Annotated in this window: 19 protein-coding genes; 14 read left to right on the top strand and 5 right to left on the bottom strand. The window is 68.4% G+C overall.

Features of this window, described 5'->3' with window-relative positions; genetic code table 11:
- The first annotated feature begins 283 nt into the window (after positions 1–283).
- The 5 genes from macS to ligD all read left to right on the top strand — a co-directional run bounded on the left by macS (position 284) and on the right by ligD (position 8,299).
- The gene (gene macS / locus OG558_RS41110) at positions 284–1,408 is read left to right on the top strand and encodes a MacS family sensor histidine kinase (RefSeq protein WP_405067872.1); all 1,125 of its coding nucleotides are present in this window, start codon (positions 284–286) and stop codon (positions 1,406–1,408) included.
- A 234-nt stretch (positions 1,409–1,642) separates the two neighbouring features.
- A complete protein-coding gene (locus OG558_RS41105; protein ID WP_328519523.1) occupies positions 1,643–2,281 on the top strand; it encodes a response regulator transcription factor in 639 nt (212 codons plus the stop codon).
- A gap of 147 nt (positions 2,282–2,428) precedes the next feature.
- Positions 2,429–4,729 (top strand): protein translocase subunit SecD, encoded by a 2,301-nt coding sequence (gene secD / locus OG558_RS41100; protein WP_405067871.1) that lies wholly within the window; start codon positions 2,429–2,431, stop codon positions 4,727–4,729.
- A 604-nt stretch (positions 4,730–5,333) separates the two neighbouring features.
- The gene (locus OG558_RS41095) at positions 5,334–7,331 is read left to right on the top strand and encodes an ATP-dependent DNA helicase (RefSeq protein ID WP_329479419.1); all 1,998 of its coding nucleotides are present in this window, start codon (positions 5,334–5,336) and stop codon (positions 7,329–7,331) included.
- Positions 7,328–8,299 carry a non-homologous end-joining DNA ligase gene (gene ligD, locus OG558_RS41090; RefSeq protein WP_405067870.1) on the top strand — a complete coding sequence of 324 codons (972 nt, stop codon included), beginning with the start codon at positions 7,328–7,330 and terminating at the stop codon, positions 8,297–8,299. The genes OG558_RS41095 and ligD overlap by 4 nt, the downstream gene beginning before the upstream one ends.
- A gap of 974 nt (positions 8,300–9,273) precedes the next feature.
- Here the strand turns inward: ligD and OG558_RS41085 are convergent.
- Positions 9,274–9,783, bottom strand: a complete 510-nt coding sequence (locus OG558_RS41085; RefSeq protein ID WP_328519527.1) for a glutathione peroxidase — start codon at positions 9,781–9,783, stop codon at positions 9,274–9,276.
- Between the two features lie 48 nt (positions 9,784–9,831).
- The gene (lexA, locus tag OG558_RS41080) at positions 9,832–10,614 is read right to left on the bottom strand and encodes a transcriptional repressor LexA (protein WP_328519528.1); all 783 of its coding nucleotides are present in this window, start codon (positions 10,612–10,614) and stop codon (positions 9,832–9,834) included.
- Between the two features lie 359 nt (positions 10,615–10,973).
- On the opposite strand from lexA, the gene OG558_RS41075 reads away from it, so the two are divergent.
- Complete coding sequence (locus tag OG558_RS41075; RefSeq protein ID WP_405067869.1) at positions 10,974–11,510, top strand: LysM peptidoglycan-binding domain-containing protein; 537 nt, start codon at positions 10,974–10,976, stop codon at positions 11,508–11,510.
- Here the strand turns inward: OG558_RS41075 and ubiG are convergent, their stop codons facing one another.
- Both ubiG and OG558_RS41065 read right to left on the bottom strand, forming a co-directional pair.
- Positions 11,511–12,287 (bottom strand): bifunctional 2-polyprenyl-6-hydroxyphenol methylase/3-demethylubiquinol 3-O-methyltransferase UbiG, encoded by a 777-nt coding sequence (gene ubiG, locus OG558_RS41070; protein WP_405067868.1) that lies wholly within the window; start codon positions 12,285–12,287, stop codon positions 11,511–11,513.
- A 39-nt stretch (positions 12,288–12,326) separates the two neighbouring features.
- Positions 12,327–12,896, bottom strand: coding sequence for a GNAT family N-acetyltransferase (locus OG558_RS41065; RefSeq protein WP_405067867.1), 570 nt, complete (start codon positions 12,894–12,896; stop codon positions 12,327–12,329).
- Positions 12,897–12,971: 75 nt separating this feature from the next.
- On the opposite strand from OG558_RS41065, the gene OG558_RS41060 reads away from it, so the two are divergent.
- Positions 12,972–13,562 carry a TetR/AcrR family transcriptional regulator gene (locus tag OG558_RS41060; protein WP_405067866.1) on the top strand — a complete coding sequence of 197 codons (591 nt, stop codon included), beginning with the start codon at positions 12,972–12,974 and terminating at the stop codon, positions 13,560–13,562.
- Here OG558_RS41060 and OG558_RS41055 read toward each other — a convergent pair.
- Positions 13,555–14,505: a nucleoside hydrolase gene (locus OG558_RS41055; RefSeq protein WP_405067865.1), complete on the bottom strand. Its 951-nt coding sequence runs from the start codon at positions 14,503–14,505 to the stop codon at positions 13,555–13,557. The genes OG558_RS41060 and OG558_RS41055 overlap by 8 nt on opposite strands.
- 92 nt (positions 14,506–14,597) lie before the next feature.
- Here OG558_RS41055 and OG558_RS41050 point away from each other — a divergent pair, with 92 nt between their 5' ends.
- From OG558_RS41050 to OG558_RS41020, 7 genes are all read left to right on the top strand, one after another.
- A complete protein-coding gene (locus OG558_RS41050; RefSeq protein ID WP_405067864.1) occupies positions 14,598–15,638 on the top strand; it encodes a glycerophosphodiester phosphodiesterase in 1,041 nt (346 codons plus the stop codon).
- 66 nt (positions 15,639–15,704) lie between these two features.
- A complete protein-coding gene (locus OG558_RS41045; protein ID WP_405067863.1) occupies positions 15,705–17,417 on the top strand; it encodes a GH39 family glycosyl hydrolase in 1,713 nt (570 codons plus the stop codon).
- On the top strand, positions 17,414–18,301 hold the full coding sequence (locus OG558_RS41040; protein ID WP_405067862.1) for a dihydrodipicolinate synthase family protein: 888 nt from the start codon (positions 17,414–17,416) through the stop codon (positions 18,299–18,301). Before OG558_RS41045 ends, OG558_RS41040 begins: the two co-directional genes overlap by 4 nt.
- The gene (locus OG558_RS41035; RefSeq protein ID WP_405067861.1) at positions 18,298–20,001 is read left to right on the top strand and encodes a dihydroxy-acid dehydratase; all 1,704 of its coding nucleotides are present in this window, start codon (positions 18,298–18,300) and stop codon (positions 19,999–20,001) included. Before OG558_RS41040 ends, OG558_RS41035 begins: the two co-directional genes overlap by 4 nt.
- Positions 20,002–20,258: 257 nt before the next feature.
- On the top strand, positions 20,259–20,753 hold the full coding sequence (gene nrdR / locus OG558_RS41030; protein ID WP_328519537.1) for a transcriptional regulator NrdR: 495 nt from the start codon (positions 20,259–20,261) through the stop codon (positions 20,751–20,753).
- Between the two features lie 94 nt (positions 20,754–20,847).
- Positions 20,848–23,742 (top strand): vitamin B12-dependent ribonucleotide reductase, encoded by a 2,895-nt coding sequence (locus OG558_RS41025; protein WP_405067860.1) that lies wholly within the window; start codon positions 20,848–20,850, stop codon positions 23,740–23,742.
- A gap of 164 nt (positions 23,743–23,906) precedes the next feature.
- Positions 23,907–25,901 carry a glycoside hydrolase family 3 protein gene (locus OG558_RS41020; RefSeq protein WP_405067859.1) on the top strand — a complete coding sequence of 665 codons (1,995 nt, stop codon included), beginning with the start codon at positions 23,907–23,909 and terminating at the stop codon, positions 25,899–25,901.
- Positions 25,902–25,980 lie beyond the last annotated feature (79 nt).

Below are 25,980 nucleotides of genomic sequence, written 5' to 3'. Positions count from 1 at the left end.
TTCCCCTCCATGCTTGGTCGATGCCAGCCGCGTATGGTGACGCGGCGTAGTCAGTTGCTCCCCCGAGCGTGTTTTGCGCGAGAGTACGGGGAAAATCGGCAGAGCTGAAGTATTTGCCGGAAATTCCGGCAAAGCTGCGGGGAATCCTGCGGCAGGAAGTCAGAGCCCCCATACCGCGCCGCGCCGGAGGCGCGGCATCCAACACCGTCATCGGTGGAACTACTCAATCCGCCGCGTACGACGCCTCACCCGCGGCAGCCCCCGGAGTTGGCAGACTGTGCTAGTGGAGCGCGAGACGGTCGACCTGCTGCAGCCCCTGTGGCGTGCGCTCGTCGTGTTCCGCGTGATCACCTGGGCGTTCGCCTGCTTCGGAGTCTGGTCCCGCTGGGACGGGATCGTCCGGCCGTCCGGCGCGCTGCTCCTGCTGGCGGTCATGGGCGCCTGGACGGTGGTCTCCTCGATCGGCTACAGCCGGCGCTGGGGACGGCGGAACACCCGGCTGGCGTTCGCCGACCTGATCGTGACCGTCGGCTGTATGTACGCGACCTTGTGGGCGCAGCCGCTGGTCGACATCCGGGCCGGAGCCTCCGTGCTGACCTCGGTCTGGGCGGCCGGGCCGGTGCTCGCGCTGGCGATCTCCCGCGGTCGGGACGGCGGTCTGCTCGGTGCGGCCACGATCAGCCTCGCGCTGCTGTCGCTGCGCGGTGTCGAGAATGCGGCGGAGATCCTCGCCAACGTGCAACTGCTGCTGGTCGCGGGCCTGGTCGTCGGGTACGCCGCCTCGACTCTGCGGCAGGCGGGAGCCCGGCTCCGGAAGGCGATCGCCGCCGAGAGCGCGACCGCCGAGCGGCTGCGGCTCAGCCGGTCCATCCATGACGGTGTGATGCAGGTACTGGCCCAGGTGCAGCGCCGCGGTACGGCGATCGGCGGCGATGCGCTCGAGCTGGCCAAGTTGGCCGCTGAACAGGAAGTTGCCCTGCGCACCTTGATGTCGACCCGGCCGACCGCTGCCGGGGGCGACCAGGTCGATCTGTGCGGGTTACTGTTGCCGTTGGCCACGCCGCGGGTGGATGTCGTCGTACCGGCCGGCCAGGTGTTGTTGCCGGCCGCAACCGCGGACGAACTGGTTGCCGCGGTCAAGGAAGCGCTGAGCAACGTGACCAAGCACGCCGGTACCGAGGCCCGCGCCTGGGTCGTGGTCGAGGACCTCGGCGACGCGGTGGTGGTGTCGATCCGCGACGATGGGATCGGTACGACGCCGGCCCGGCTCGAGCAGGCCCGGGTCGACGGGCACCTCGGCGTGAGCCAGTCGATCCGCGGCCGGATCACAGACCTGGGCGGCACAGTCACAGTCCGGACAGGCCCGGGCGAAGGAACCGAGTGGGAGTTGAAGGTGATTGCGCCGTGACTGTGTTGAATTCCGCGCCTCCGGCGCGGGGTCATGGGGCTTTGACTCCCGGCCTTCCCTCGTCGCTCCGGTCGCTGTGCCTTTGGCCGAGCCTCCGGCACGGCGGGTCATGGGGCTCTTGCTCCCGGCCTTCCCTCGTCGCTCCGGTCGCTTCGCTCCCTGCGCTCCTCAGTCCAGGGCGGGAGGCCCCATGACCGGGCTCCCTGCACTCCTCAGTCCAGGCCGGGAGGCCCCATGACCAGGGTCATGATCGTCGACGACCATCCGATGTGGCGCGAGGGGGTGGCGCGCGATCTGGGTAGCCGCGGGTACGACGTCTGCGCGACGGCGTCGGACGTGTCGGGCGCGGTGAAGATCGCGCTGGCGACCCGGCCGGACGTGGTGGTGATGGACCTGCAACTCGGCGACGGTTCCGGTGTCGACGCCACCCGGGAGATCACGACGGCGTTGCCGGACACGCGAGTACTGGTGTTGTCGGCCAGCGCCGAGCAGGACGACGTACTGGCGGCGGTGAAGAACGGCGCGTCGGGGTATCTGGTGAAGTCGGCGTCGCTGGATGAGTTCGACGACGCGGTACGGCGTACTGCCGAAGGCGATGCGATCTTCAGCGCCGGCCTGGCCGGGCTGTTGCTGGGGGAGTACCGGCGGCTCGGGGCTGCTGGGCCCGAGGTGCCGAAGCTGACCGACCGGGAGACCGAGGTGCTCCGGCTGGTCGCGCGCGGGCTGACCGCCCGGCAGATCGCCACCCGGCTCGTGCTCTCGCACCGGACAGTGGAGAACCACGTGCAGAACACGCTCCGGAAGCTGCAGCTGCACAACCGGGCCGAGCTGGTCCGCTACGCGATCGAGCACGGCTTGGACACACCCGAATAGCCTCGGGCGCTGGTTACAGTCGCGACCTGGTCGCTTGTGCAATTGTTCGCCGTACCGCTTGAATGACTCCGTACACTATGCGTTCCACCCTCGGTGGATGCTCTCTGTCACGACCCGCACTATGGGTGCCCAGCTCCGGAGGCTGTAGTGAACCGGTCGTCCCTCATCCGTGCGCTGCTTGCGTTCTTCGTGCTCGCTGCATCGACGTACGTCGTCCTGACGGCCCGGCCGCAACTCGGCCTCGACCTGCGCGGCGGCACGCAGATCGTGCTGGAGGCCAAGGACTCGCCGACGGTCAAGGCGACCAAGGAGACCACCGACAAGGCGACCCAGGTGCTGCACCGGCGGATCGACGCCCTCGGCGTCAGCGAGCCGAACGTGACCCGCCAGGGCGAGAACCGGATCATCGTCGAGCTGCCTGGCGTGCAGGACCCGCGCGAAGCAGCGAAGGTGATCGGCAAGACCGCGCAGCTCACCTTCCACGAGGTGATCGACCAGGTCGCCGCGAAGCCGGCCAAACCGGCAGCGGGTGAGGTCTACCTGCCCAGTGACACCGGGCAGGGCTTCCTGCGGCTGGCCAAGCCGGCGATGACGGGCGAGCTGGTCAGCGGGGCCGAGGGGTTGCTCGATCCGCAGCAGGTCGCCCAGGGCTGGTTCGTCGAGATGAAGTTCAAGGGCGACGGCGGCAAGATCTGGGCGAACATCACCGGCAAAGCCGCGTGCCAGCCGGTCAACACACCGCAACGCCTGATCGCGATCGTGCTCGACAACGAGATCATCAGCGCACCGCAGGTCGACCCGAACGGTGGCAACCAGCTCTGCAACCTCGGCATCTCGGGCGGCACCACGACGATCTCCGGCTCGTTCGCCGAGGCCGACGCCAAGGACCTGGCCGCGCTGATCTCCGGCGGCGCGCTGCCGGTGCCGGTCGAGGTGATCGACCAGCGCACGGTCGGCCCGTCGCTGGGTCAGGACGCGATCCAGGCCAGCGCGCTGGCCGCGATCATCGGGCTCGCGCTGACCGCCCTGTTCATCGTGATCGTCTACCGCCTGGTCGGCCTGATGGCGGTCCTCGGCCTGGTCGGGTACGCCGGGATGTCGTACGCGGCCCTGACCGCACTCGGGGCCACGCTCACCTTGCCTGGTCTGGCCGGCTTCGTGCTGGCGATCGGGATGGCGGTCGACGCGAACGTGCTCGTCTTCGAGCGCGCCCGCGAGGACTACACGTCCGGCCGTACCGACGGCCTGCGCCGGTCGCTGCGCAGCGGCTTCCAGAACGCGCTGTCCGCGATCGCCGACTCCAACATCACCACCCTGCTGGCCGCCGGCCTGCTGTTCTTCCTGGCCGCCGGCCCGGTCCGTGGCTTCGGTGTCACGTTGAGCATCGGCGTGGTGGCCTCGATGCTGTCCGCGCTGGTCGTGACCCGGGTGCTGGCCGAGTTCGCCGTCTCGCGAGGTTTCGTACTGCGGCACCCGCGGCTGAGCGGGATCGCGGGGCACGGCCGGGTGCGGACCTGGCTGGAGGCGCGGCGGCCGTCGCTGATGAAGCACAGCCGGCGGTGGTTGCTGATCACCGCGGTGGCGATCGTCGTCGCCGTCGCGGGGGTTGCGGTGCGCGGGCTGAACCTCGGCATCGAGTTCACCGGTGGGCGGCTGCTCGAGGTGAGCACGGCCCAGCGGATCACGCCGGACCAGGCGCGGGCCGCGGTGGCGGAGGCGGGCTATCCGACCGCGGTGGTGCAGGCGTCCGGCGCCGACGACATCACTGTGCGGACCGGGACGATCAGCGACGACGAGGCGGAGAAGATCCGCGAGTCCATCTCCCGGATCGGCGGCGGTACCGAACTGGTGCGCAACGAGAGCATCGGCCCGTCGCTGGGTGAGGAGCTGCGGAACAAGGGCCTGATCGCGCTCGGCATCGCGCTGCTCGCCCAGTTGCTGTATCTGGCTGTCCGATTCCGCTGGACCTTCGGCGCCGGCGCCGTCCTCGCACTCGTGCAGAACGTCGCGGTCGTGGTCGGCGTCTTCGCCTGGACCGGCAAGCCGATCGACGGCATCTTCCTGGCCGCGATCCTGACGATCATCGGCTACACCGTGAACGACTCTGTCGTGGTCTTCGACCGCATCCGCGAGACCCGCAACGCCCGCTCGACGGACAACCTAGGCAGCATCATCGACACCGCGATCGTCAACGTCCTGCCACGAACCATCAACACCGGCATCTCGACGCTCTTCATCCTGAGCGCGCTGCTGTTCCTCGGCGGCGACTCACTGGCGGACTTCGCCCTCGCACTGCTCCTCGGCATCCTGGTCGGCACCTACTCCTCGAACCTGACCGCGGCGCCGCTCCTGCTCGAGCTCGAACGTCGCTACCCGGCACCGCCGCCCCGCCCGAAGCGCCCCCAGGTCGACCGCGACGCCCAACCCGACCGCGGCGCAGTCGTCTAACCCCGCCCCCACCACCTCGCCCCCACCACCTCGCCTCCACCACCTCGCCTCGTCCTCCACCACCTCGCCTCCACCACCCCCCTCCCGGCTCGTTGCCGCGATCGCGGCAACGAGCCGGCATGCATGCACCCAGCCGCACTGCCGGCGCGTCCACCACCTCTCACCCGCCCCTGCCGCTCTTCGACTTTGTGCACCGGCCAACCGTCCGCGGCCCGGTTCGATGGTTGACCGGCGCACAAGGTCACCACATGTGGTCGCCGCGGATGGGTCGCTGGCGGCGGTCGTCCGGGGTGGGTGACCAGCCGGCCTCCGACCGACCGCAGCCCCCGGGGCGCTGCCACTTTGTGCACGGACCAACCGTCCGCGGCCCGGTTCGATGGTTGACCGGTGCACAACGTCGCCATGCGTGATGCGCGCTGCATCGGTCTACCCCCCTCGCCGAGTCGTGGGTTCTGGTCGATGGTTCGGCGGTGTGCCTGACCGTGATCCACGACTCGGGGGGTGGCGTGCGGCGGGGTGGTTGCGGGAGTGGGCGGTGGTGGGGGATGGGTTGTCCACAGGAGGGGCGGCGGACCGGAAATGTGTCTGTCCCGCGGGCTAGGGTGTGGCGGTGGGTGTTGACGTACGCGAACTGCTCGAAGCCGCTGTCTCCGGAATCAACGGTCAGACACGACCTGGTCAGGTGGAGATGGCCGAGGCCGTCAACACCTCTATGCACGACGGCTCCCACCTCCTCGTCCAGGCGGGCACCGGCACAGGTAAGTCTCTCGGCTACCTCGTCCCGGCGCTCCTGCACGCGATCGAGGACCGCCGCGTCGTGGTCTCGACCGCGACTCTCGCGCTCCAGTCCCAGCTGGTCGACCGCGACGTCCCCGCCCTCCTCGACGCGACGGAGAAGCTCCTCCCGCGCAGACCGTCGTACGCGATCCAGAAGGGCCGCAACAACTACGCCTGTCTGCACCGCATCCGCGAGGGCGCGCCGGACGACGACGGCATGCTCATCGACGTCCCACCGCCCGGGCAGGTCGGCCAGCAGGTGCTCGAGCTCCGCGACTGGGCCGAGCAGCAGCTGCTCGACGGCGAGGCCGGCGACCGCGACCACGCGCCCTCGCATCAGTACCAGGCCTGGCAGCAGGTCGCCATCGCCGCCCGCGAGTGCCTCGGGGCGCAGAAGTGCCCGTACGGCGAGGAGTGCTTCGCGGAGAAGGCCAAGGAGCAGGCCCGCAAGGCCGACATCGTCATCACGAATCACGCGCTGCTCTCGATCGACGCGTTCGAGAACCGCACTGTCCTGCCCGAGCACGACGTCGTCATCGTCGACGAGGCCCACGAGCTGCCGGCCCGGGTCACCGGCGCCGCGGGTGACGAGCTCTCGCCGCAGATGGTCGAGCGCGCCGCCAAGCGGTCCCGCCGCTTCGTCGACGACGACAAGGCCGACGACCTGATCGACGCGTCCGACGCTCTCCGCGCCGCCCTCGACGGGACCCGCGAAGGCCGCATCGAGGCGTCGAACGGTCCCGTGCTCGAGGCCGCCGCGCTCGTCCGCGATGCGGCCCGCGGGCTGTACTCCGACCTGAACAAGAAGTCCGACGACAAGGACGACGACCCCGACGGCGCCAAGCGGCAGGCCAAGGGCGCGGTCAAGGAGATCTTCGACGTCTCCGAACGCGTCGCCGCGCTGAGCGACCTCGACGTCGTCTGGATGACCGACCGCGACCGCTTCGGCCGCGAGCTCCGGATCGCCCCGCTCACGGTCGCGGGTCTTCTCCGCGAGCTGGTGCTCAAGGACCGCACCGCCGTTCTCACCTCGGCGACGCTCTCCCTCGGCGGCGACTTCGACGCGATCGCCCGCCAGGTCGGCCTGCGCCCGGCCGACAAGCTCGAGGACGACGACGAGATGCCGGAGGTCGACTCGGATTCCGAGACCGGCCCGCTCCCGTGGCGCGGTCTCGACGTCGGTTCGCCGTTCGAGTACGAGAAGCAGGCGATCCTGTACGTCGCCAAGCACCTGCCGCCGCCGCATCGCGACGGACTGGGCCAGAAGCAGTTCGACGAGATCATCGATCTGGTCACCGCCGCGGGCGGCCGGACGCTCGGCCTGTTCTCGTCCCGGCGGGCTGCCGAGGCGGCGACGGCCGCGGTCCGCGAGGCGACCGACCTGAAGGTGCTCTGTCAGGGTGACGCGCAGCTGGGCGAGCTGGCCCGCGAGTTCGTCGACGACCCGGAGACGTCACTGTTCGGCACCCTGTCGCTCTGGCAGGGGATCGACGTACCGGGGTCGACCTGCAACCTGGTGATCATCGACCGGGTCCCGTTCCCGCGTCCGGACGAGCCGCTGATGGCTGCCCGCCAGCGCGCCGTCGACGAAGCCGGCGGAAACGGGTTCATGGCCGTCGCCGCGACCCACGCCGCGCTGCTCCTCGCGCAGGGGACCGGCCGGCTGATCCGCCGCAGCTCCGACCGCGGGGTGGTCGCGATCCTGGACCCCCGCATCGTCACTCAGCGGTACGGCGCCTTCCTGCGCGCCTCCCTGCCTCCGATGTGGCCGACCGCCGATCGTGAGAAGGTCCTCGGAGCCTTGAAGCGATTGCAATCGACATGAGTCCCGTGACCGGTCCGCCCGTGCTGCCGATGATGGCGGCGCTAGGGGAGATGCCGTCAGGCGCGGGCTGGTCGTACGAGATGAAGTGGGACGGCATCCGCGTCATCGCCGAGGTGGAGTCCGGTGTCTGCCGGCTCTGGTCGCGGAACAGCCGGGACGTGTCCGGCGGCTACCCCGAGCTGATCGGCCTGGCCGAGGCGCCGGGTTTGCGGCTCCCCGCCGTACTGGACGGCGAGATCGTCACCCTGGACGAGAACGGCGCACCCTCGTTCGGCCTGCTGCAGCGACGGATGCACGTCCGCGATCCGCGCCACCTGCGTCACCTGATCACCGAGGTCCCGGTCTCGGTGCGACTCTTCGACGTACTCCGCCTCGACGGCAAGTGGTTGCTAGAGGCAACGTACGACGATCGCCGTGGACTGCTGGACTCGTTGGAGATCGGCGACCCGTTCTGGGAGACACCGCCCGCGTACGACGACGGGGCGGCGGCGCTGAAGTTGTCGGCGTCGACCGGGCTCGAGGGAGTGGTGGCGAAGCGCCGGAAGTCGCGGTACCTGGCCGGCCGCCGCAGCAGCGACTGGATCAAGGTCAAGCCGGTGCAGACGCGCGATGTCATCCTGTGTGGCTGGCATCCGGGAGAGGGCAACCGCGAGGGCAAGATCGGCTCGTTCTACTGCGGCGCGTACGCCGAACCGGGCGGCGACCTGGTCCTGATCGGCAAAGTCGGCTCCGGTCTCGACTTCGCCACCCTGGACATGCTGTCCGCCGAGCTGGCCGGCTTGGAGATCGACCGCCCACCGTTCGATCCCGCCACGATCCCCGGGCCCGACCGCCGTCGCGCCCACTGGCTCGACCCGGTGCTGGTTGCTGAAGTCACCTACTCCGGTTGGGCCGCCGATGCCCGGCTCCGTCACCCCGTGTGGCGGGGCCTCCGCTTGGACATCAACCCCGAAGCGGTTCTCGTCTGAATCCCTCGCCGCAAGTCCGCCCCCAGTCCATCCCACGCCGCGCTCGCACCAGGCCGACACTCAGCCGCACACACCAGCCCGGCACCGCTCCCGTACACGCACTCCCTGCGCAAACCCGAACGTCCGCCCGGCACGGGGCTGGCCGGCACCGGGCACTCTCCACTGGGCCCCGGCACCCGGCCACTGGGCACCGGCCCCCGACGACCGAGTTGGCACCGGGCACCGGGCACCGGGCAAACCCGCAAGGTTGGCACGGGGCACCCGGCCACTGGCCCCCGACCACCGAGTTGGCAGCGGGCAAACCCACAGGGCCGGCATCGGACAACCCTCCACTGGGCACCGGCCCCCGACCACCGAGTTGGCACCGGGCACCGGACAAACCCACAGGGCCGGCGTCGGGCACCCTCCCGGACTCGCACACCCCTCGGGCGACCTCCGATCGGGACCTTGCACACCATCTGGGGGCCTGGAACAGGTCGTGCCATGTCCGAGGACCCCATGACTTGTTCGAGGCCCCGCCCGAAGGAAGCCGAGCAGCGTGTCGAGCACCCGGCATCCCGGCACCCCTGGCAGCAGGCAGGCCTTCCGCGGCACCTGGCACCCGCGGCAGCCGGCGCCCGCGCCAGCCGTCGCCTGCGGCACCAGGCGCCTGCGGCACCAGGCGCCCGCGGCATCCGGCGTCGGGGGCTTCTGGGCTTGTTCGGCGGGTGTCCAGGCAGGGTTGATGACGCAGCGAGTGTGCTAACGCGTGGGAATGTTCACGTGCAGCAGCGGAAAGCCCGGGCTGCCAGAACATGCGGGCACCGGGCCGAAATGTTCGGAATGCGGAGAGAAAACCTGCTGCGCTGAGACGGCAGCTGTTCAGGTGTCGCAGAAAACGGCGATTTTCAGCCAATGACGAGGAGAACTCCGGTGCTCTTCACGCAAACGACTGTTGCACCCGGCCACGATTCCCTCGAGGCCGCATCCGCAGGTCAGTCGTTCGCTTCCCGGGACGGCGCCGGAATCTCCAGCGCAGCCTCGATCTTGTCGGCCAGTTTCTCCGGTGAGTGAGTCGGCGCGTAGCGCGCGATCACCCCGCCGTCGCGGCCGATCAGGAACTTGGTGAAGTTCCACTTGATCCGTCCGCCGAGCAGGCCGCCTTGCTCACGCTTCAGCCAGTTGTACAGCGGAAGCGTCTTCGACCCGTTCACATCGATCTTGGCGAACATGGGGAACGTGACGTGATAGATCGTCGAGCAGAAGTTCGCGATCTCCTTCTCGTCACCGGGCTCCTGGTGGCCGAACTGGTCGCAGGGGAAGCCAAGCACCGAGAAGCCCTGCCTGCGGTATTTCTTGTAGAGCTTCTGCAGGCCGGAGTACTGCGGGGTCTGGCTGCACTGCGAGGCCGTGTTCACCACCAGGAGCACCTGGTCGCGGAAATCGGCAAGAGACTGTTCATTGCCTTCGATCCGCACGGCGCTGAAGTCATAGACAGTCGTCATGACTCAATGCTGACACGACACGCCCGACTTCGCGCGGCGTCTGACATGTCAGACTCGGCGCAGAACTGTTACGACCTTTCCGAGAATGATCGCGTCCTTGCCGTCGATCGGCTCGAAGGCGGGGTTGTGTGGCAGCAGCAGGATCTCGGTCTTCGTCTTCTTGAACGTCTTCACGGTGGCCTCGCCGTCGATCATCGCGGCCACGATGTCACCGTTCTCCGCGGTCGGCTGCTGCCGGACGACCACCCAGTCGCCGTCACAGATCGCCGCCTCGATCATCGACTCACCCTTGACCCGCAGCATGAACAGCGTGCCCTCGCCGACCATTGCCTTGGGCAATGGGAAGACCTCCTCGATCTCCTGCTCGGCCAGGATCGGCCCACCGGCGGCGATCCGGCCGACGACCGGCACGTAGGCGGCGTCCGGATGCGCGTCGCCGGCCCCGGTCTCGTCGTACGTCGTCTGCCGCACCGAACCGAGCGCCGTCCGCCGGGCCGCAGCGTCGACCTCGCCCGGGTAGCGGACCTCGATCGCCCGTGGCCGGTTGGGATCGCGGCGGAGCAGGCCCTTCTGCTCCAGCACGCGCAGCTGGTGGGACACCGAGGACGAGCTGGTCAGGCCGACCCGCTCGCCGATCTCGCGCATCGACGGCGGATAGCCGCGGCTGTCGACCGAGTCCCGGATGACGTCCAGCACGCGGCGCTGGCGCGGCGTCAGACCGGTCGCGTCGGCCGGGCCGTCGGGCAGCTCGGCCACGGTCCGGTCCGCCGGCTGACCGGCCCCCGCGGCGCGGCGCTCGTCCTTGCTGGAACCGCTCGGCGTCCTGGCCATCGGTGATTGCTCCTCTGGTCGGGCCGGCGGTCGCACACCGGCCAAAAGCTTGCTCGACTGACACGACCGTAGACCGAATCCTGAGATTCTTCAAACATCTGTTCGAAGGCGTGTCGGTTCGCACGTCTGTTCGTGTGTCGGGTTATAAGCCGCGGGCGAGGCGGCCGGGGTGGTGGGAATTTACCGGGCGTGTCGTGGTTGGAAGTGGTTGCGCGACGGGCGCCTGTCGGTTAATCATTCGTACAGGCGTTCGATCGAACAAGTGTTCGGGCCGGTCGATTTCCGGAAACTGTCGGAGGGGACCGGTAGACACAGATCGACAGCGCAAGACGTGGTCTGGACGAGGTCTGGAGGATCCGATGAGCACAACGGCTCTCGCGGCAGATGCACTGGTGGGCCGCCAGGCGCCTGAGGTCGCGCCGTCCCCGAGTGGGACCCCGCGCCGCCGCCCCAGGATCGCCGGCACCACCACCGAGCCGCTGCCGGTCCGCGGCTGCTCCGGTGAGGTTCTCGGCCGCCGGGCGGCCGACGTGCGTCGCGCCACCGCTGGGTCTACTCGGGTCCGGCGTCAGGCGGTCGCCGAGGTTGAGGCACCCGCTTTGCGGCTCACCCGCCGCGGCCGGATGCTGCTGACTGCCATCTCCGTCGTCGTCTTCGGATCGGCGATCGTCGTCCTCGGCCTGCGCGTCACCGGAGTCCTCGTCCCCGGCCCGGACTTCTCCCACACGGTCCCCGTCCAGGTGGCCCCCGGCCAGACCCTCTGGTCGATCGCCCAGGACACCAACCCGACCCAGGACCCGGCCACCGTCGTCGAGAAGATCGCCGACCTCAACAAGCTCGCCAGCCCGGCCGACGTCGTGCCCGGCCAGACGCTCCAGATCCCGATCGCGCGCTGATCAGACCGTCTTGGTGGCGCAGCCGATGTAGGACACAGCGGTGCCCTTCACCTGGCCCACGTCCATCAGCCGGCTGAGGCGGCCGAAGGTGATCCGACCGCGGCGGGCGCGGGTGAAGTTCCACAGCAGCGAGGCTTTGTTCGCACGTGGCCCGAGCCCGGTGATCTCGTCGAGGCGTAGCCCGTGCCGGTGCAGGATCTCCTCGAGCTCCGCCGGCTTGATGAACAGCGCCCAGGAGTGCAGTTCGGTATCCACGACTCGCGTCAGTCGCCAGTCCTGCAGCAGTTTGACGGCCAGCAGTTTCGACGTGAGGGTGCGGTTGATGGTGTCGAACAGGTAGAGGCCACCGGGCTTGAGTACGCGCGCAGTCTCGCCCACCACCCGTTCCAGGTCCGACACGTGTTCGAGCACGTCACAGCAGTACGCGAGATCAACACTCGCATCGGCCAACGGCAGCCGCTCGCCCGCGGCCACGGCGTACCCGACGCCCAGTCCCGACGACTCCGCATGCTCGCGTGCCGTTCGGACCGAGACCTCCGACGGATCGAGGCCGACGACCCGGCACCCCAGCTGTGCGAACGCCTCGGCCAGGAATCCGCCCCCGCACCCGATGTCGACCGTACGCAGGCCGGCTGGATCGCGTCCAGTCCGACGGAGTACGCCGCGGAAGTAGGCGAGCCGCCCAGGCGTGAAACTGCCGTTCAGCGCGTTCAGTGGGTTGGCCTCGTCCCACCAGCCGCCGCCCAACCGGTCGTAGATCTGGTTGTCGATGCCCATCGCGGCCCCCGATCCCAGTAAACAACTTCGCTGGGAACCTCAGGCCCGGGCGGCCCGCCACTCGTCCTCGAGCAGGGCGTAGACGTACTCGTTGGCCCATTCGCCCTTGAAGATGAGCGCATGGATGTGGTGCGCCTCCCGGCGCATCCCGAGGCGTTCCAGCAGGCCGGCGGACGCGGTGTTGCGGTCATCCAGGATCGCAACGATCCGGTGTAACCCAAGATCCTCGAATCCAACTCGCAGCACCTCGCGCGCAGCCTCGGCCGCGAGCCCCTTGCCCTGGTAGTCGGTGTGCAGGGCGAAGCCGATCTCGCCCTGGCGGTCGGTCTCGCTGGCCCATTTCAGCAGCACCTCGCCGATCACGGTCCCGGTCTCGCGGAGCTCGATCGCGAGCACCAGCCACTGGCCCGGTTCGGTCAACTCGCCCTGGCTCAGCTTCTTCTCGAGGGCGACGCGGGTCTCGTCGCGATCCCGGACCGGCCAGGGCGTGTAGCGCACCACCTCAGGTCGCGAATGGAACACGAACAGATCGTCCAGGTCGTCCATCCGATGCGGCCGCAGGTCGAGTCGCTCGGTTCGCAGCGGGTAGGTGGGGCGTAATCCAGGCACGGAGCCGTCCTCGAGTAGGCTGTCTAATGTCGTTAGACAATAGCTGCCCAGCTCGAGATTCGACAACGAGGTTTAGTGACCAGACGCGACCCGTCCTCCCATGCCGCGGCCGGGATATCGACGGCCGCCATCGCCGACGCTGCACTGGCTGTCATCCGCGCCAGTGGCGTCGACGGTCTCACCATGCGCTCTGTGGCCGAGCGCCTGCAGGTCCGCGCCCCGTCGCTGTATCACCACGTCCACAACAAGTCCGAGCTCCTCGACCTGGTCGCTCGGAACGCGTTCGACCAGTTCACCGCGGACAAAACGGCGTACGTCGAACTCGGCAGCGTCGACGAGTGGATCGCGGTCACCAAGGCCGGCGCGCTCGAGCTGCGAGCGTTCTACGCCGAACACCCTGGCCTGGCCGGCCTGATCCAGTCGAAGGCCACCCCTGACCGCGACCAAGGCGAAGGCTCACGCGCCGAGTTGGTGCGCGCGCAGATCCAGTCGCTCGTCGACCTCGGCGTACCCGAGTCTCGAGCGCGCCACATCTTCGAGGTGAGCGCCCGGTGGACGTTAGCCGCCGTAGTCGCGGAGTCCCCAGGCTCGACGGATCTCTTCAGCGATGGCCTCGATCTCTTCCTGGACGGCGTTCGCGCCCGCCTGCAGGAGTTGGCTACTTGACCGTGTCCAGCCACAACTGGGCATAGCGATCACCGTCGACAGCAGTCGCCACCTGTACGGCGGTCGACGACGGCCCGTGGGGATCGCTGGAGAGATCCGCGGACCAGTCCCGCGTGTCGACGATCGTGCGACCTCGGGACCAGCTCCCCGCCAGCTCCACTCGCAGCGGGAAGCGCTGAGTCGTCAGCCCGGACGGATCGATCACCGCACACACCGCGCCGCCGTCCCCGATGCTCGCCCCGTCGGAGTTGTAGAGCTCGCTCCGCCTCTCGATCAGCTTCCGCGCCAACTCCGCCGACGGCGATCCGCCCAACCCGCGCGCCTGGTCCAGCGAGATCACCACGTCGTAGAAGACATCCAGCCCGTACATCGTCACCGGTACGCCGAGCTCGCCGGCCGCACTGAGCACGATCGCGGCCGCCTCCGGGTCGGTCCAGATGTTGAACTCCGCCGACGCGGTCGCGTTCCCGATGCCGGCCGCGCCGCCCATGAACACGATCTCGCGGAGTCCCGCAGCCGCTTCGGGATAGGTGCGCAGCAGGAGCGCGATGTTCGTCATCGGTGCCAACGGGACAAGCGTCACCAGGTCGCCGGTCGTCGCGGCGTCCCGCAGTACGTCGCGCAGTAACTCGACCGCATGCCGGGAGTCCGTCGTACGGGGGGATCGCGGCCAGTCGAGATCGCCGAGCCCGTCGACGCCGTGGACGTGCGGAGCGGCCCGCACGGGCTGGAGCAGCGGCAGCGCGGCGCCACGAGCGACCGGAACGTCGGGCCGGCCGGCAGCCTCCAGCACGGTCAGCGTGTTGATCACCACGTCGTCCAGTCCGACATTGCCGCCGACGCAGGTCACGGCCTTGAGGTCGAGCTCGGGGTGCCGAGCGGCCAGTAGGAGGGCACAGGCGTCGTCCAGTCCTGTGTCGACGTCGAGAATCACCGGCTTCATGGCGCCATCCTCACGCATGCCGGGTTACATCCGGAGTTGGCGGTCAGTTCATCACCGGCTTGAGCGGTGTTCGCGTCGCCTTTCTACGGTCGATGCCTGTGACCCTGACCGTCGCGCGGCCCGTGCGGGAGTCGTTCGTTCGCGAGCCCGGAGCGCCGCTGCGCATCTGGGCACACCGCGGTGGTTCCTCGGCGGCGCCGGAGAACACGGCCGCGTCCGACGAGGTCGCTCGCCGCGCCGGGGTCGAATGGATCGAGAACGACGTACAGCCGACGAAGGACGGCGTACCGGTGGTCCTGCACGACGAGACTGTCGACCGGACCACGGACGGGACCGGCGCGATCAGGTCGCTGACGGCGGCTCAGGTGGCCGAGTTGGATGCGGGGTCGTGGTTCGCGCCCGGGTACGCCGGTCTGCGGGTGCCGACGCTGGCGTCGCAGCTTGACGGATTCAAGGTGCGTGGTGGCAATCTGCTGCTCGAGATCAAGGGAGCGCACCCGCGCGAGTCGGCCGCGCGGATTGTCGACGAGATCCACGGCCGCGGGATGAGTCGCCGGGTGTTCGTACAGAGCTTCGAGCCGCAGCACCTGCGCTGGGTCCGCGAGCTCGCTCCCGAACTGCCGCTCGGTCTGCTGCGATCCACGCTCGATCCGGATCCGCCGGTGATCGCGAAGGATCTCGAGTTGTCGGCGTACAACCCGTCGGAGACCGCGTTCGGGATCCGGCCGGGCATCGTCGCCGACCTGCACGCGGCCGGGGTCGCGGTCAACATTTGGACTGTCGACAATCCGGCCAGCTGGAACGCGCTGGAGCGGGCCGGTATCGACGGCATCATCACCAACCGCCCGGCCGAGCTGGCCGGCTGGAACGCGGCGTTCGGCCAGCGGGTCAAACCGGCTGCGACGATCCTGAGCCCGGCGGTGGGGGAGCGGATCGAGCGGGGCCAGCGCCTGCGAGTTGCCGTCGGCAACAATTCGCCCGAGCCCATCGCGATCACCCTTGACGGGGCGCCGGTCGTCAACGGCGCCTCGATCGACACGACGCTGCTGACGACTGGGTGGCACACCGTGACGGCGACCGTCGCGGGATCGACAGTCGAGATCACCTTCGAGGTGATCGCGCCGCGCTTGTAGGCTGGCTCGGAGCTGTTTATCGATACAGCGCTCGTGCCATGAGCAGCACCGGACCGAGAGGCCGATATGACTCAGAACGCCTCGCCCAGCGCAGTCCAGCGACTCGCCTACGCCCCCTCCGACCCCGAGGCCACACCGATCCGCCAGGCACGCGTCACCGTCGACGCGGCGCACGACCTCGGCGTACTGGACCGCCCGTGGGCGAGCCTCGGGTACGACGAGATCAACTGGACCTACACGCCGCAGGGACGCCGGACCCTGCGGACCATCGGTGGCTTCGCGGAGACGCCGTACCACGTCCGGCCGCACAACATCTTCAACAGCGGCACCGGGCTCGGCCTGCCGCATTGGGGCAGCGGCAACGTCTACCACGAGGACGCGGACGGCAAGCCGTACTACGACTTCACCATCGCCGACCTGACGTACGACGCCATCGTCGGCGCCGGCCACCATCCGCTGGTCGAACTCGCGTTCACCCCGCTGGCGCTCGTACCAGAGGAGGCGAAGACGAACTTCGCCTTCGAGGGCAGCCCGAGTCAGTACAGCGCCTATGAGGCCGGCTGGTGGTCCTATCCGCCCAAGGACTACGCCAAGTGGGGCGGACTGGTCGCGGCACTCGTCGAACACGCTCTGGAGCGGTACGGCGCAGACGAGGTCCAGCACTGGCTCTGGGAGCTGTGGAACGAGCCCGACATCTCCTACTGGCGCGGTACGCCGGAACAGTTCCACGACCTGTACGACGTGACGGTCAAGGCGATCCGTGGTGTGTATCCATCCGCCAAAGTCGGTGGACCCGCGGTCACCGGCGGGGACGAGGGCGCGGTCTTCCTGCGCGGCTTCCTCCAGGCCTGCGCCGACCGTGAACTGCCCGTCGACTTCGTGTCCTTCCACACCAAGGGCTCGCACTTCACTCCGTGGCGCACGTACGGCCCGATCGGCGCCCCGGCTCCGATCCAGCAGTCGCCGTCGACCCCGAAGATGCTCCGCGAGATCGACCGCGCGCTGGCCGTCATCGAGGAGTTCCCGCAGTACGCCGGGCAGCCGGTGATCGTGGACGAGTGCGACGCGTCGGTCCCGGCGCACTGGGGGATCTACGACAACGCGAACTTCGCCTATCGCAACAACGAGTACTACCCGGTGTTCCAGGCCAAGCTGATGAAGAAGGTGCTCGACCTCAACGCGCAGCACACCGCGAAGGTGCACGAGGCAACCACCTGGAGCTTCTCGATGGAAGGCGAACGGTACTTCGAGGGCACCCGGAGCTTCGTCACCGCGTCCGGCATCGAGAAGCCGCTGATGAACGCCTACCGCGCCTTCGCCCGCCTCGGCCACCGCCGGTTGGCCGCTACCTCGGACCAGGCCGCGGACATCTCGGATATCGGTGCCCTAGGCAATGGTCTTCCCGAGGAGGTCGACGTCATCGCCGGTTCCGACGGCGACGAGATCACGATCCTCGTCTGGCGCCACACCGACGACCAGTACGCCGCTGACCAGGCCACGGCCCGCGTCGACCTCGAGGTGAACGGGCTGCATTCCGGCCCGTGGACCGTCCAGCACTTCCGGATCGACCACAGTCACAGCAACAGTCACACGATCTGGCAGGAACTCGGCGCACCCCAGGATCCGACGCCTGAACAGCTCGCGGCCATCACCGCCCGCCAAGGTCTCGAGCGATTCACCGACGATGTGGTGGTCGAGATCGACGGCGGCTTCACGATGCCGTTGGACCTCCCGCGACCGGCGCTTGGTCTCGTCGTGCTGAAGAGGGGAGCGGTATGACTTTGGATCCCGGCGTGTGGGGCGTGTTGGCGACTCCGCTGACCGCGGACGGTTCGGCCGTGGACACTGAATCGCTGGCGCGACAGGTCCGCCATTACGAGTCGATCGGTGCGACCGGGCTGACCGTGCTCGGCGTGTTCGGCGAAGCGGCTCGGCTGAGCCCCGCTGAGCGCCGTACGGTCGTGGAGACGGTGGTCGCGTCGTCGTCACGGCTGCCGCTCGTCGTCGGGATCAGCTCGCTGGAGCTCGACGAGGTGTGCGCGGAGGCCGCCAACGTCCTGTCGGCGGTCGGTTCCCGCCTCGCCGGACTTATGGTTCAAGTGAACTCCAGTGATCCCGGTGCGCTGAGCAACCATCTGAATGCCGTTGCCGAGCGCACCGAATGTCCGATCGTCGTCCAGGACTACCCGGTCATCACCCGCATCCGGATCACGACCGCCGATCTGATCGCCGCCGTACGCGATGTGCCGTCCGCCGTCGCGGTCAAGTCCGAGTCGTCCCCGAGCCCACCCGCCGTCGCCGAGTTGGCGGCCGGACTCGACGTACCCATCTTCGGTGGCCTCGGCGGTACCTGTCTGCTCGACGAGCTCGCCGTCGGCGCGGCCGGCGCGATGACAGGCTTCTCTGTGCCGGAAGGCCTGATCGCGTGTGTGACGGCGTACCGCGACGGCGGCTTCGACGCTGCTCGCGAGGTGTGGCGGGACTACCTTCCGCTGGTCAACTTCGAGTTCCAGGCCGGGATCGCACTCGGTCTACGCAAACACAGTCTCGTCCGGCGCGGCTTGATTGCGTACGACGCCGTCCGGGCGCCGGCCGCCGTACCGCCGGAGAGCATGTTGCGGCTGCTGGCCGAGCACCTGCGGAACACGCCTGGCGTCTCATGAGCGGCATCTACCGCGGGCTGGTGAGCTACGGGGATCCGGAGTTCTCGCGGTATCTGCGGCGCGCGTTCCTGCACGCGAGCGGGCGGTCGCCGGAGTCGCTGGAGCGGCCGGTGATCGGGATCGCCACGTCGACCAGCGATTTCAACCCGTGCCATCGGCAACAGCCGGAGCTGGTGAAGTCCGTTGCCCGCGGCATCATCGCGGCCGGCGGGCTGCCGATGGAGTTCCCGACGATCTCGCTGGGCGAGAGCTTCCTCGAACCGACCGCGATGGTCTACCGCAACCTGATGGCGATGGATGTCGAGGAACTCGTCCGGGCTCAGCCGATGGACGGGGTCGTGCTGGTCGGCGGGTGTGACAAGACCGTGCCGGCGCAGCTGATGGGCGCGTTCTCGGCCGGTCGTCCGGCGATCCAGCTCGTCACCGGCCCCATGTCGACAGGTCGGTATCAGGGCGAGCGGTTGGGCGCATGCACCGACTGCCGACGGTTCTGGGCGCGGTACCGGGCCGGTGAGGTGCCGGAGCAGGAGATCGGTCGGGTGGAGCGGAACCTGGCGACCACAGCCGGGACCTGTGCGGTCATGGGGACTGCTTCGACGATGGCCTGCCTGGTAGAGGCGCTCGGCATGGCGTTGCCGGACAGTGCGGCCGCACCGGCGGTGCACGCCGACCGTTTGCGGATCGGCGAGGCGACGGGTGCCGCTGCGGTGTCGATCGCCGCGGCCGGCCGTACGCCGGCCCAGATTGTCACGGCAGCCTCGATTCGCAACGCTTTGCGGGTGCTCCTCGCCATCGGTGGATCCACGAACGCGCTGATCCACCTCACTGCCATGGCCGGGCGACTCGGGCTCCGGATCGATCCGGCAGAGTTGAACGAGTTGAGTGAGACCACGCCGGTCCTGGTCGAGCTGAAGCCAACCGGTGCGCACTACATGGAAGATCTCCACGCGTCGGGCGGACTGCCCGCCGTACTGCATGAGCTTCGGGACCTGCTCGACCTGTCCGTGCTGACGGTGACCGGCGAGACGCTGGGGGAGCGGCTCGGTGACGGGCCGGCGTGGGTGGACCGGGACGCCGTACGGCCGCTGAGCACGCCGAGTCGGCCGAAAGGCGGGCTGGTGTGGTTGAGCGGGTCACTGGCACCATCTGGTGCGCTGATCAAGCGGTCTGCCGCCGACCCGGCGCTCTTCGAGGCAACCGGCCGGGCCGTGGTCTTCACGTCGCTGGAAGACCTGGCGGCCCGGATCGACGACCCAGACCTGGACGTCGAGCCGACTGACATCCTGGTCCTGCAGAACGCCGGTCCACTCGGCGCCGGCATGCCCGAGGCCGGCTACCTCCCCATCCCGGCCAAACTGGCCCGGCGCGGAGTCCGGGACATGGTCCGCATCTCCGACGCCCGCATGAGTGGTACGGCGTACGGGACGATCGTTCTCCACGTCACTCCGGAAGCCGCCCTCGGTGGACCGCTGGCGCTGGTACGCACCGGCGACCGGATCCGTCTCTCGGTGTCCGAGGCCCGGCTCGACCTCTTGGTCCCACCCGAAGAGCTCGAGACCCGCCGGGCCGTTCTCGCACCACGCCGTACCCCTGAGCTCACCGGTTACCGGCGGTTGTTCCGCGACCACGTTCTGGGAGCGGACCGGGGCTGCGATTTCGACTTCTGCCTACCGGCCGGTGAGGCGGTCGCGGGACCGTAGTCTGCGCCTCCGCAGGCCCGTTCCGGTGGCGCCACGCGGGAGTACACGGGGTCGCGCGGGTGTTGAAACAGGGAGACGCGCGCGAGATTCGACCGTTCTTGCAAACTGTCGGAGCAGCGATCTAGGATCCCTAGATGTAGTGGTTACACGGGTGTAATTTTCCACAGGTAGTGGTTGGTTGCACACAGGTCATACACAGGTTGTCCCCAGGCTGATCCACAGACCGCCCCCTCGGCGGCCGACGGGAGGAGTGATTCGTGCACTGTCCGTATTGCCGGCACGCCGACTCCCGAGTGGTCGACAGCAGGGTGGCCGAGGACGGCGGAGCGATCCGCCGCCGGCGGCAGTGCCCGGTCTGCGAGAAGCGGTTCACCACCGTCGAGCAGATGCAGTTGACGGTCGTGAAGCGCTCCGGCGCGACCGAGCCGTTCAGCCGGGAGAAGGTCATCAACGGCGTCGGCAAGGCCTGCAAGGGCCGGCCGGTGGACGTGGACGCACTGGCCCGGCTGGGCCAGAAGGTCGAGGACGCGCTCAAGGCGAGCGGCTCGCCGGAAGTGCCCGCGCACGAGGTCGGACTAGCGATCCTCGGTCCGCTGCGGGAGCTGGACGAGGTCGCCTACCTGCGGTTCGCGAGCGTCTACCGGCAGTTCGAGTCCGCCGACGACTTCGAGACCGAGATCGCGCTGCTGCGGGCGGAGAAGGAGCCTCAGGGCACCGAGCCGCGCCCGCTGAAGCCGACCCAGCAGACATAAATCGGGGATTCAGCAACACCTGCAACACCTGGCGTTACTCAACGGGGCGGTCCCGACAGACCGCGGCGGTACAGACACAGGGCGAGGAGCAACCATGACAGAGACGGTGACCGGCCACTCGGGGTCGACCAAGAGGTCGGCGGCCGGGTTCCGCAGGGGCAAGAACGTGCCCGCGGGACTCACCATCGAGCGCATCTTCACGACCGAGGGTGTGCACCCGTACGACGAGGTGACCTGGGAGCGTCGCGACGTCGTACAGCAGAACTGGAAGACCGGTGAGACCGTCTTCGAGCAGCGCGGGGTCGAGTTCCCCGACTACTGGAGCGTGAATGCGTCCACCATCGTCACCACGAAGTACTTCCGTGGCGCGGTCGGTCACGACAACCGCGAGTGGAGCTTGAAGCAGTTGCTCGACCGGGTCGTGAAGACCTACCGCAAGGCCGGTGAGGAGTACGGCTACTTCGCCACCCCGGCCGACGGCGAGGTGTTCGAGCACGAGCTCGCCTGGATGCTGCTGCACCAGTACTTCAGCTTCAACTCGCCGGTCTGGTTCAACGTCGGGACCGCGTCGCCGCAGCAGGTGTCGGCCTGCTTCATCCTCGCCGTCGACGACTCGATGGACTCGATCCTGAACTGGTACAAGGAGGAGGGCCTGATCTTCAAGGGCGGCTCCGGCGCCGGTCTGAACCTGTCCCGGATCCGTTCCTCCAAGGAGCTGCTGCAGTCCTCCGGCGGCACCGCCTCCGGCCCGGTCTCCTTCATGCGCGGCGCGGACGCCTCCGCCGGGACGATCAAGTCCGGCGGCGCCACCCGGCGCGCGGCGAAGATGGTCGTGCTCGACGTCGACCACCCCGACATCGAGGAGTTCGTCGAGACCAAGATGCGCGAGGAGGAGAAGATCCGCGTGCTGCGTGACGCGGGCTTCGACATGGACCTCGGCGGCCGCGACATCACCTCGGTGCAGTACCAGAACGCCAACAACTCGGTCCGGGTCACCGACGAGTTCATGCGCGCGGTCGAGGAGAAGGGCGAGTTCGGGCTGCGGGCGCGGCTGGACAACTCGGTGATCGAGACCGTCGACGCGCGTGAGCTGTTCGACAAGATCTCGCACGCCGCGTGGGCCTGCGCCGATCCCGGCCTGCAGTACGACGACACCATCAACGACTGGCACACCACGCCGGAGACGGGCCGGATCACCGCGTCCAACCCGTGCTCGGAGTACATGCACCTGGACAACTCGTCCTGCAACCTGGCGTCGCTGAACCTGATGAAGTTCCTCCGCGACGACGACCTGTTCGACTCGGAGAAGTTCGTCAAGGCCGTCGAGCTGATCATCACCGCGATGGACATCTCGATCTGCTTCGCCGACTTCCCGACCGAGGCGATCGGCGACACCACCCGCGCGTACCGGCAGCTCGGCATCGGCTACGCGAACCTCGGTGCGTTGCTGATGGCAACGGGGCACGCCTACGACTCCGACGGTGGTCGCGCACTGGCGGGCGCTATCACGTCGCTGATGACGGGGACGTCGTACCGGCGGTCGGCCGAGCTGGCCGGCGTCGTCGGCCCGTACGACGGCTTCGAGCGGAACAAGGACGCCCACACCCGGGTGATGCGCAAGCACGCGGCGGCCAACGACGCGATCCGGACCGTGCACCAGATCGACAAGGACGTGCACAAGCACGCCACCGCGGCGTGGGACGGCGTACTGAAGATCGGTGGCAAGAACGGCTGGCGGAACGCGCAGGCCTCGGTGCTCGCGCCGACCGGCACTATCGGCTTCATGATGGACTGCGACACCACCGGTATCGAGCCGGACTTCTCGCTGGTCAAGTTCAAGAAGCTGGTCGGCGGCGGCTCGATGCAGATCGTCAACCAGACGGTCCCGCGGGCGCTGCGCCAGTACAGCTACACCGAGGAGACGATCGAGGCGATCGTCGAGTACATCGCCGAGCACGGTCACGTCGTCGACGCGCCCGGCCTGAAGCCGGAGCACTACGAGATCTTCGACACCGCGATGGGCGAGCGGGCCATCAAGCCGATGGGTCACGTGCGGATGATGGCGGCGGCACAGCCGTTCCTGTCCGGCGCGATCTCGAAGACGGTCAACCTGCCGGAGACCGCGACGGTCGAGGAGATCGCCGACGTCTACTTCCAGGGCTGGAAGCTCGGCCTGAAGGCGCTCGCGGTCTACCGCGACAACTGCAAGGTCGGCCAGCCGCTGGCGGACGCGAAGGCGAAGAAGACTGCTTCAGCCGCGGCCGAGACTGGCACTGTCGCGGAGAAGATCGTCGAGAAGGTGATCGAGTACCGGCCGACCCGCAAGCGCCTGCCGAAGTCACGGCCGTCGCGGACCACGTCGTTCTCGGTCGGTGGCGCCGAGGGCTACATGACCGCCGGCTCCTACCCGGACGACGGTCTCGGTGAGGTCTTCCTGAAGATGGGCAAGCAGGGTTCGACGCTGGCCGGGGTGATGGACGCCTTCTCGATCGCGATCTCGATCGCGCTGCAGCACGGCGTACCGCTGGAGACCTACGTCCAGAAGTTCACCAACCTGAAGTTCGAGCCGGCCGGTCTGACCGACGACCCGGACGTCCGGATGGCGCAGTCGATCATGGACTACATCTTCCGCCGCCTGGCCCTGGACTACCTGCCGTTCGACGACCGGGCCGCCCTGGGCATCTACTCGGCGGACGAGCGGTCCCGGCAGCTCGACACCGGCTCCTACGAGCCGGCCCCGGTCGAGGTGTCCGAGGCCGAGTCCCTGAAGTCGGTCGAGCCGGTCGCTTCGGACGTCGCCGACAAGCCGGTCGAGGCGGCCGCCGCGAAGCCGGTCAAGGGCGAGGCCCACACCACCGCCGAGATGCTCGAACTGATCACCGGCACCTCGGTCGACGCACCGCTCTGCTTCACCTGCGGCACGAAGATGCGCCCCAGCGGTTCCTGCTACGTCTGCGAAGGCTGCGGCAGCACCTCCGGCTGCAGCTGACCACCAGCTGAAAGCATCACGGCCCCCGGGAACTTCCCACATTCCCCGGGGGCCGAGGTGCGTCGCTCAGCGCATGAAGTGCGGCGAGTCCTTGACCGTAGCGGTCGATCGCCGGAGGGTGACGAAGAGAGCGCTCCACTCCTTTCTCGCCCATGGAGAACGTCATGCGTTTGAGTAAATCATCGCATCGCACCTGGGCCGCGTTGGTCACCGTCGGCCTGGTGATCGCACTGGTTTCGGTCCCGTCGTCGGGAGCTGCTCCCGACCGTGGGTCGTTCGATGCAACGGCCCGCCCGCAGATGCGCAACAGCGGGCAGGCCTACCTGAACACCAGACTTCCCATCAAGGCGCGGGTCGAAGACCTCCTGCGCCAGATGACGCTGGAAGAGAAGGTCGGCCAGATGACCCAGGCCGAGCGAGGTGCAGTGACGAACGACGCCTCGCTCGTCACCACCTGGCGGCTCGGCTCGGTGCTGTCCGGCGGCGGCTCGGTGCCGACCCCCAACACGCCAGAGGCCTGGGCAGACATGGTCGACAGGTTCCAGGCCGCCGCTCTGCAGACCCGCCTGCAGATCCCGATCCTGTACGGCGTCGACTCGGTGCATGGCCACGGGAACTTGCTCGGGGCAACGGTTTTCCCGCACAACATCGGACTCGGATCGACCTGGGACCCCGAACTGGTCCAGCGGATCGAACACGTCGTGGCCGAGGAGACCCGTGCCACCGGGCCGCAGTGGGTGTTCGCCCCGTGCATCTGCGTCGCTCGCGACACCCGGTGGGGCCGCACGTACGAGAGTTTCTCGGAGAGCCCCGCTCTGGTGAGCCGCTTTGCGGCCGCGATCGAAGGATTCCAGGGTAAGAACCTCGCCGCGACGGATCGGGTGCTCGCCAGCGCCAAGCACTTCGCGGGTGATGGTGACACCGAGTTCGGATCAGCCGCCGGCGACTACACGATCGACCAGGGCATCACGGTGACGAACCGCCAGGACTTTGCCCGGTTCGACCTCGCCCCGTACCTTACCGCCGTCGGCAAGTACGACGTCGGCACGGTGATGCCGTCGTTCTCCAGCATCGACTGGACCGAGGACGGCGTCGGTAACCCGATCAAGATGCACGCGAACCGTGAGCTCATCACCGACCTGCTGAAGGGCAAGCTCGGGTACGACGGTTTCGTCATCTCCGACTGGGAGGGAATCCATCAGCTCCCGGGGGACTGGGCAGAGCAGGTCCGGACCGGGGTCAACGCCGGCATCGACATGTTCATGGAGCCGAACGCGTACCAGTCCTTTGAGACCACGCTGCTCGACGAGGTGAGCGCCGGTCGAGTGTCCCAGGCCCGGATCGACGACGCCGTACGGCGGATCCTGACCAAGAAGTTCGAGCTCGGGCTGTTCGAGAGGCCCTACACGGACCGCACACATCTCGCCGACGTCGGCTCGGCACAGCACCGTGCGCTCGCGCGTGAGGCCGTCGCCAAGTCGCAGGTGCTGCTGAAGAACTCCGACGGGCTGCTGCCGTTGAAGAAGAACGCCAAGGTGTACGTCGCCGGCCGCAACGCCGACGACATGGGGAACCAGGCAGGCGGCTGGACGCTCAGCTGGCAGGGCGCGTCGGGACAACACCGAATTCCTGGCAACACGATTCTCGACGGCATCCGGCAGGTTGCTCCTCAGGCACAGGTGACCTACAGCAAGGACGGTTCGGCACCGACGGCGGGCAGCGACGTGGCTGTGGTGGTCGTCGGCGAGACGCCTTACGCGGAGGGCTTCGGTGATGTCGGTGGTCCGCAGTGGGCGTACGATCCCGAAGACGCCGGAGTGCCGCGAGAACCGAAGAGCCTGGATCTGCAACCGGTGGACCGAGCGGTCATCGACAAGGTGTGTGGGGCGATTGCCAAGTGCGTGGTGCTGGTCGTCTCCGGCCGCCCACAGGTCATCCCACCTGCGCAGCTCGCCACGATCGACGCCCTGGTCGCGTCCTGGCTGCCTGGCTCACAAGGCGAAGGCGTAGCCGACGTGCTGTTCGGGAAGCGCCCCTTCACGGGCAAGCTCTCCCACAGCTGGCCACGCAGTGCCGACCAGGAGCCGATCAACATCGGCGACCCGAACTACCATCCCCTGTACCCCTTCGGCTGGGGACTCCGCACCAGAAGTCAGTAGCTACTGACCCCAGCGCGTCGCGGTCAGCTGTTTGCGTAGCTGACCGCGACGACGCTCGAACTGCTGCTGATCCCCAAGC

It is taken from the genome of Kribbella sp. NBC_01510, assembly GCF_045040325.1.
In the GTDB taxonomy this organism is placed as follows: domain Bacteria; phylum Actinomycetota; class Actinomycetes; order Propionibacteriales; family Kribbellaceae; genus Kribbella.
Note: the sequence above shows the minus strand (reverse complement) of the source record. Positions and strands in the feature narration are given on the sequence as shown.

Bases quoted from the DNA above. Each gene is read 5' to 3' on its own strand.
- lexA (WP_328519528.1), bottom strand. From the start codon at position 10,614: ATGGCCAGGACGCCGAGCGGTTCCAGCAAGGACGAGCGCCGCGCCGCG.
- OG558_RS41105 (WP_328519523.1), top strand. From the start codon at position 1,643: ATGACCAGGGTCATGATCGTCGACGACCATCCGATGTGGCGCGAGGGG.
- OG558_RS41020 (WP_405067859.1), top strand. From the start codon at position 23,907: ATGCGTTTGAGTAAATCATCGCATCGCACCTGGGCCGCGTTGGTCACC.
- OG558_RS41075 (WP_405067869.1), top strand. From the start codon at position 10,974: ATGAGCACAACGGCTCTCGCGGCAGATGCACTGGTGGGCCGCCAGGCG.
- ligD (WP_405067870.1), top strand. From the start codon at position 7,328: ATGAGTCCCGTGACCGGTCCGCCCGTGCTGCCGATGATGGCGGCGCTA.
- OG558_RS41050 (WP_405067864.1), top strand. From the start codon at position 14,598: ATGCCTGTGACCCTGACCGTCGCGCGGCCCGTGCGGGAGTCGTTCGTT.
- OG558_RS41025 (WP_405067860.1), top strand. From the start codon at position 20,848: ATGACAGAGACGGTGACCGGCCACTCGGGGTCGACCAAGAGGTCGGCG.
- OG558_RS41045 (WP_405067863.1), top strand. From the start codon at position 15,705: ATGACTCAGAACGCCTCGCCCAGCGCAGTCCAGCGACTCGCCTACGCC.
- OG558_RS41040 (WP_405067862.1), top strand. From the start codon at position 17,414: ATGACTTTGGATCCCGGCGTGTGGGGCGTGTTGGCGACTCCGCTGACC.
- ubiG (WP_405067868.1), bottom strand. From the start codon at position 12,287: ATGGGCATCGACAACCAGATCTACGACCGGTTGGGCGGCGGCTGGTGG.
- OG558_RS41085 (WP_328519527.1), bottom strand. From the start codon at position 9,783: ATGACGACTGTCTATGACTTCAGCGCCGTGCGGATCGAAGGCAATGAA.
- OG558_RS41035 (WP_405067861.1), top strand. From the start codon at position 18,298: ATGAGCGGCATCTACCGCGGGCTGGTGAGCTACGGGGATCCGGAGTTC.
- OG558_RS41055 (WP_405067865.1), bottom strand. From the start codon at position 14,505: ATGAAGCCGGTGATTCTCGACGTCGACACAGGACTGGACGACGCCTGT.